Source organism: Candidatus Zixiibacteriota bacterium, from assembly GCA_035380245.1.
GTDB lineage: Bacteria > Zixibacteria > MSB-5A5 > GN15 > FEB-12 > DAOSXA01.
Window position 1 is genome coordinate 4602 of the sequence record DAOSXA010000011.1, and the last position, 6218, is coordinate 10819.

The window sequence follows — 6218 nt, forward strand, 5'->3', positions numbered from 1 at the left end:
TACTCCGTTGAAGAAGTAGCCGGCACCCTGTTCCTGAAGTTTGGGAACACGGTGCTGGCTTCCAACATCGGTGAGCAGGGCAGCATCTGTGAAATCGTCCGCGCTCATTTTAACGCGATCGTGGAGACCATGAACAGATCGCTTGACAAGGCGCCACAGAAAGAAGAAACTGAAGAAACCAAGGACTCCGAGACCTCCGGGCCTCCTGTTGATTGACAACTGAATAATATACCCGGTCGGGAACTTTTCTGTGCATATCACCGTTTTTGCTGGTAAAAGATACCGATCGGGTACACAACATCGAACCGCGAGCCTCTCGACGTGAAAGCGTGGATGCTCAAATGGCGACGGGAATGCTTACCCGTATCGACGCACAGACGTGTGCGGAATGGTTCTTTGACGCCCGTACAGCCGGGCACTTTTTGGAGCAGCAGCACGTGGGCACGTCGGACAGAATCGCCGTTGGGGCCGGGCAAGTGTTGGCCGAGCGTTTATCCCGCGTTAGATGGTTTGCCCATCGGCGGGAATAGTCGGCGTCGGCCAGGCCCAGCGTGAGCGACCTGGCTGCTGTTCCTCCTTCTAGACCCGGTGGCTGAGTGGCAAAGGCGGCTGGCTGCAGACCAGTTACTCGACGGTTCGAGTCCGTCCCGGGTCTCCATTTTTCCTCAACGCGTCCGTCGAATCGTGGGTTTTTCTTGTTTCCCTGCGGTTTGATGGGCGCTTTTTTTTTCTGCATAACGCAATATAGCAGAGCCCATTGTGACGGACTGCAAAAAATTTTTCAAATTCTGCTTGCAGAGGACCGAGCCCATGGTACAGTGATGCTTGGTCACTAAGTCCCCAAGGCACGGGGCGACCAGGAAAGGCAGCCGACGATGAACGAACGAAACACTTTGACCCCCGACCGATGGGAAACGCAGGGCCGCAATGGCCCCGGCTGCCTCCCGTGCCAATCGCTCGGGGGTCTCCCTTTTCCAAGGCAGTTGACAAATCCGAGCCCAGAAGGGTACTCTGTCTTGGCTGGTTCAAAGCCCATCGGAAGATGGCACACAGCGAAAGGAAACACATGACCTGGAAAACATACGGGACCGAGCCGCCCGAACAAATCGTCGCCATAGACTTCGAGAGTTACTACGACGACGAAGTATCGCTCCGCAAGATGTCCGCGTGGTCCTACACGCGGCACCCGCAGGTAGAGCCCTATCTGATCTCGATCGTGGGCCACGACTTCGAGTGGGTCGGCAACCCGAAAGACTTTGTTGGGTGGGACCGGCTGACAGGCAAGGTCGTCGTGGCCCATAACATGGCCTTCGACAAGCTGTTCTTCGATCGGCTGAAAGACGAAGGCGTTATCCCCGAAACGTGCAGGCCCGCGCGCTTTGCCTGCACCGCGGACTGCACGGCCTACATGCGCTCCAAACGCTCGCTCCAAGCGGCCGTGAAAAACTTCTTCGGGGAGGATATCTCGAAGAAAGTCCGAGAGAATGCCAAGGGAAAAACAGGCGACGAGCTCAAGGCGAGCCCGGAGAAGTGGGAAGCGATGCTGGCTTACGGGCTTGACGATTCCCGTTGGTGTCGCCGAATCGCCGTGGAGAAGTTCCCCGAGTGGCCCGCGGTCGAACAGCGAGTGTCCGAGCTGAACCGGATGTCTGCCGACGCTGGAATTCACGTCGACATGGAGCTGCTGGAGTCGGGCATCGCCGACCTCGAGGAGCTGCTGTTCGGGTATGGCAAGGTGATCCCGTGGTACCCCGAAGAACCTGCGCTGTCCTCCATCGCGGTCAGGGCGCAGGGACGTAAGGACGGGATCAAGGTGCCGGGGTCTCTCGCCAAATCGACTCCGGAGGGCGAGGCCTTCTATCAAAAATACAAGGACGAGTTCCCGTGGGTCGCGGCCATCCGTCACTACCGCTCAACCAACGCCCTGCTCGCGAAGCTGAAGACTTTGCGCGACGGAGTACGGCCCGACGGCACGTTCCCCTACACTTCGACGTACTTTGGTGCCCACAGCGGACGGCTCACCGCCGGCGTCAAGCGGGACAGCTCCCAGGACGACGTCGGGGGTGCCTTCAATCTGTACAATCTTCCGCGCGGGGAAATCCAGGGGGTCAACCTTCGCACCATGCTCGTTCCTCCTCCCGGTCACGTGTTCGTAATCGCGGACTATGCGCAGGTGGAGGCCCGAGTAGTGTTGTGGCTTTCCGGAGACACGCATACGATTGACCTGATCAAGCAGGGGTACAACGTCTATGAGGCCGCAGCCACTAAGATCCTTCGTCGCGAAGACACCAAGGGGCTGAAGAAGGAAGACCCTAAGACCTATGCGTTCGTAAAGGCCACGGTTCTCGGGGCTAATTACAACATGGGAGGGCCCCGGTTCAAGGATACGGCTCCGGTCCTGACCGGCGGGGAGTTCGCCCCCGACGACGAAGAGGCAGCGAGGGCCATTGCTCAGTACCGCGCCGCCAACCCGGCTATTGTCGGGCAGTGGCACAAGCATCAGGCGGCCCTCATGTCGTCCGCCGTCAACGGCGACGACACTCACCGGGTGGAGCTGCCCTCCGGGCGTTGGATCACCTACTACGACCCCGTATACGCGAACGTGGAGGACAAGAAGACTGGAAAGATACGGCGGGAGTTGTTGGCCAAGCAAGTCCTAGGTGATTCTGCCAGAAGACTTTACGGCGGGAAAATTTTTGAAAACATTTCCCAGAGCGTGGCCCGCGACATCCTCCGGGACGCGTGGGTCGCGCTGGTCGACGCCGGGTACGTGGTCAATTGGACCGTCTACGACGAGTTCGTGATTCCGCTTCCGATCGCCGATGACTATGCGGAGAAAATAGCCGACATTCACCGCATCTTAACCACAAGTTCTCCGTGGGCTGACGGGCTGCCCCTGGACACGGAGATTGATATCGCGACCCACTACAAGAAATAGGAGGCCGGACCGTGTTCTTCAAACTGAACAACCTTGCTTCCATGTCGGTCGACCAGATCGACGCCCCGTGGGAGCTGGAGGTGGAAGGCCCGCCGGAGGGTACGAAGGAAGAGTACAAGGCGTGGGCGCTGAACCCCATCACCAAGCACGCGTTCGTCTCGGCGGTCGAGGGCCTCAGCCCCGTGATCCGAATCGGCAAGGACAATCCTCCGGTCAAGATGCACGGGCTGATCGTGGACTACGACAACCGCGCGGTGACGGCGGACAGGTTGCGGGAGCTGTCGGATCACCCGCCTTGCGAGTGGCTGCCAGCGTACGGGTCTGTCTCGTTCCGCAAGGGAGCCAAGCTGTACTGGCTGTTCGAAAAACCGATCCCCGTGTCCCCTGGTGTCCAAGTGAAAAAGTTCCTGGAGCGGCTGTTCAAGGAATTGCGCTTAAATCAGTGGCTCGCCGGATACGACGCGGGCGCTACTGCAAATATCGGGCAATACTATGACATCGGGAAGGAGTTCGTGGCCATCGGCGGAGCGCCGATCAAGCACGCGGTTCTGGCCCACTGGGCATGGGAAGCCACACGCGACGCCGTTCTGTGGACCGACTCCAAGCGGTACGACATACCGATTGACGAAGTAGCCCGTGAAATGCAGGAGCGGTTCCCGGGACGTTGGCCTGGCCGATTCGTGGAAGGAGCGCGCGGCGTTCGTTTCTGGGACCCCGCCGCCGACAACCCTACGGGCGCGCAAGTTCGCAGGGACGGAATGACTTGCTATACCGGCGATCGCGCGTTCATGTCATGGGCAGATATCTTCGGCAGCGCATTCGTCTCGCGGTTCGCCGCAACCAAGACGTCCGAGCTGCTCGACAACACCTACTATGACGGCAAGCGGTACTACGCCAAGGTGCCGGACGAGGAAGGCGGGCACTATGTCGCTTGGGACAAAGCCGATTTCTCGCAGTATCTAAAGGTCAAGGGGTTTGATCCCGCTCGCGGCAAGGGCAAGACCTGCTCCGAGTTGGACGAGGCCGAGATCGCCATCAAGTCCCAACGGCTGGTGGACTACGCGAAAAAGCTCGTCCACTTCCCGCGAGGGCTGGTCCAGTGGCGCGGCAAGAAGTACCTGAACATAGGAGCGCCGGAGCCGATTAAGCCGGCACCGCAGAAGGACACCAAGATGTCCTGGTCCGACGGAGAGCAGTACTTCCCGTACATCAAGTCATTCATGGACGTGTTTTTCACCGACGACAAAGGCGAAGACGACTTGAACCAGCGGGCGTTCCTGTTCGCCTGGCTCAAGCGGTTCTACGAGGGCGGGCTGACGCTCACGCCTACGCAGGGGCAGGTCGTGATCATCGCGGGTCACCCGAACAAGGGCAAGAGCTTCTTCTGCGAGGGCATCGTGGGCGGGCTCATGGGCGGGTGCGAGGAAGGGACGAGCTACCTCGTCGATAACGTGCGCTGGACAGAAGATGTCGCGGAGAGCCCCGTAATGTACGTCGGCGACTCGAGGGCTGCCGAGGACCATCGGGCATCCACGGCATTCTCCAACCAGCTAAAACGAATCGTCGCGAACGCCACACTTCGGTCGGCACAGAAGTTTACCAAGGAGACCGATGTGCCGTGGTATGGTCGGATCATGATCTCATGCAACTTGGACGCTGAGTCACTGAACATCCTGCCAAACTTGGAGATCAGCAACCGGGACAAGGTGCTGATGTTCAAGACGTCCTCGGTGCAGTTCCCGTTTCCAGAGCGCCGCAAGTCCGAAGAACTGCTCAAAAAGGAGCTTCCGTTCTTCGCCCGGTTCTTGCTCGACTGGGACCTGCCTGAATGTGTCAAGTCACAGATGACCCGGTTCGGTATCGAGAAGTTTCAGCACCCCGAGCTGATGGAGGCCGCATCGACGCAGGGCTCCACGGGCGTCCTGCTCGACTACTTGTTGTCGTTCCTGAAAGCAGACGCGGCGGCTGCCGGCCATCAGCGGAAGTGCTGGACTGGGACGTCTGCTGAGCTGTACAAAGTTCTTGCAGAGTCTGACCAGCAGTTTGGCAAGGAACTCAGGACCGTCCGCAGCTTCCAGACCTGCCTTGGGCAGTTGAAGAACCGCGGGGTTCTGCGCATCGACGAAGAAAAACCGCCTCGGCACGGGTCAAACGCGGCGAAAGTGAAAAAGTGGGTTATTTGGCACCCGGAGCTGGAGGAAGAGTCATGAGACAGAAACAATTCAATTCGTTGCAGCACCTCACGTTGCGCCCCGAAGCCTGGTGTGGCATACTTGGTGTAAGGATTCTGGACCCCGATGGATGGCGACAAAAAAAGAAAGACTACGCCGAGTTCGTGTCGCTTCGTGAGTTCGTAGAACTGGCCCAGCCCAGCACGATGTCCTTCGAAGACGGGGCTACGGACTTTTTTGACGCAGAAAACTACCTGGCGGACGGTGAATGGAAACAGACGCAGTAACCAAGCTCGCGCAAATGCATGACGGGAACGCGGTGGGACGCTTCCTGTCCCGGGCATCGGAGTTCACTGACTCCTGCGTCGTTGCGCTGGCGGAGACCCCTAAGCAGCGGGGTAACCCGGACTACCCACGTATGTTTGCTTTCTCTGGGGACCCGGGGGTGGCCGAGCGCATGTCGTTCCTATACCTGGACGGGCTGCTCCCGGAGGGCGGCTTTCTGTTCGACGCGTTCGGGGTGGTGCACGTCGACGACAAGCCCGTCCTCATGCATGACGCGATACACGAAGCGGTAGACCGTGCAATCAGCCCGCTTGAGCAGCTGCAGGGACCCTCGGGAATTCTTATTCTGGCCTCTTGCGGGGGAGTGCCCTGGCTGCCGGGGGCGTCTCGCGGGCTGGTGAGGACGATCGGGAACCCGCTCGCTGCCTACTCCGCACTGGAGTTTCGGCTGAGGGCCGTTACGTGAGCGGACGTGTCTTCATCGGAGTGGACAACGGCGTGACGGGCACCCTTGGCGCGGTGCCGGAAGATGGGGGCTGGTCTTTGTTCTCCCGCATGCCAACGTATAAGTCCAAAGAATACATGCGCTCTAAGACCCGGTTCATGACGCATCTCGATCCGGTGGCCCTGGAGAAGTTCTTTCGCGACTTAGCGACCAAGGGACCCCTCACCATAGTGACCGAGCGCCCTCTCGTAAATCCGAAACTATTCAAGGCCACGATGAGCGCCGTGCGATGCCACGAGATTTTGCTTGCCACAATGCGCCGAATGGGGCTATCTTTGTACGCGACGTGGGATTCCCGCGACTGGCAGTCCAAGGTGCT

The 6218-nt window shown here is 59.3% G+C and carries 6 protein-coding genes and 1 tRNA gene; all 7 read left to right on the forward strand.

The annotated features are described in order from the left end of the window. Window positions 1-216: hypothetical protein (locus tag PLF13_14565; protein ID HOP08492.1), on the forward strand; the 216-nt coding region annotated here is incomplete at its 5' end. A 366-nt stretch (window positions 217-582) separates the two neighbouring features. Beyond that, window positions 583-658: transfer RNA gene (locus tag PLF13_14570), tRNA-Cys, on the forward strand. 408 nt (window positions 659-1066) lie between these two features. Beyond that, complete coding sequence (locus PLF13_14575) at window positions 1067-2938, forward strand: DNA polymerase (GenBank protein HOP08493.1); 1872 nt, start codon at window positions 1067-1069, stop codon at window positions 2936-2938. 11 nt (window positions 2939-2949) lie between these two features. Further along, on the forward strand, window positions 2950-5148 hold the full coding sequence (locus PLF13_14580; GenBank protein ID HOP08494.1) for a hypothetical protein: 2199 nt from the start codon (window positions 2950-2952) through the stop codon (window positions 5146-5148). Continuing rightward, entirely contained in the window at window positions 5145-5396 is a 252-nt protein-coding gene (locus PLF13_14585) for a hypothetical protein (GenBank protein HOP08495.1), read from the forward strand. The genes PLF13_14580 and PLF13_14585 overlap by 4 nt, the downstream gene beginning before the upstream one ends. Continuing rightward, window positions 5378-5860: a hypothetical protein gene (locus PLF13_14590; protein ID HOP08496.1), complete on the forward strand. Its 483-nt coding sequence runs from the start codon at window positions 5378-5380 to the stop codon at window positions 5858-5860. The genes PLF13_14585 and PLF13_14590 overlap by 19 nt, the downstream gene beginning before the upstream one ends. Continuing rightward, the coding region (locus PLF13_14595) for a hypothetical protein (protein HOP08497.1) at window positions 5857-6218 on the forward strand (362 nt) is incomplete at its 3' end. The genes PLF13_14590 and PLF13_14595, both read left to right, overlap by 4 nt.

What these genes read in the sequence shown, in the direction of transcription:
- PLF13_14575 (HOP08493.1), top strand. Translation starts at nt 1,067, where the DNA reads ATGACCTGGAAAACATACGGGACCGAGCCGCCCGAACAAATCGTCGCC.
- PLF13_14585 (HOP08495.1), top strand. Translation starts at nt 5,145, where the DNA reads ATGAGACAGAAACAATTCAATTCGTTGCAGCACCTCACGTTGCGCCCC.
- PLF13_14590 (HOP08496.1), top strand. Translation starts at nt 5,378, where the DNA reads ATGGAAACAGACGCAGTAACCAAGCTCGCGCAAATGCATGACGGGAAC.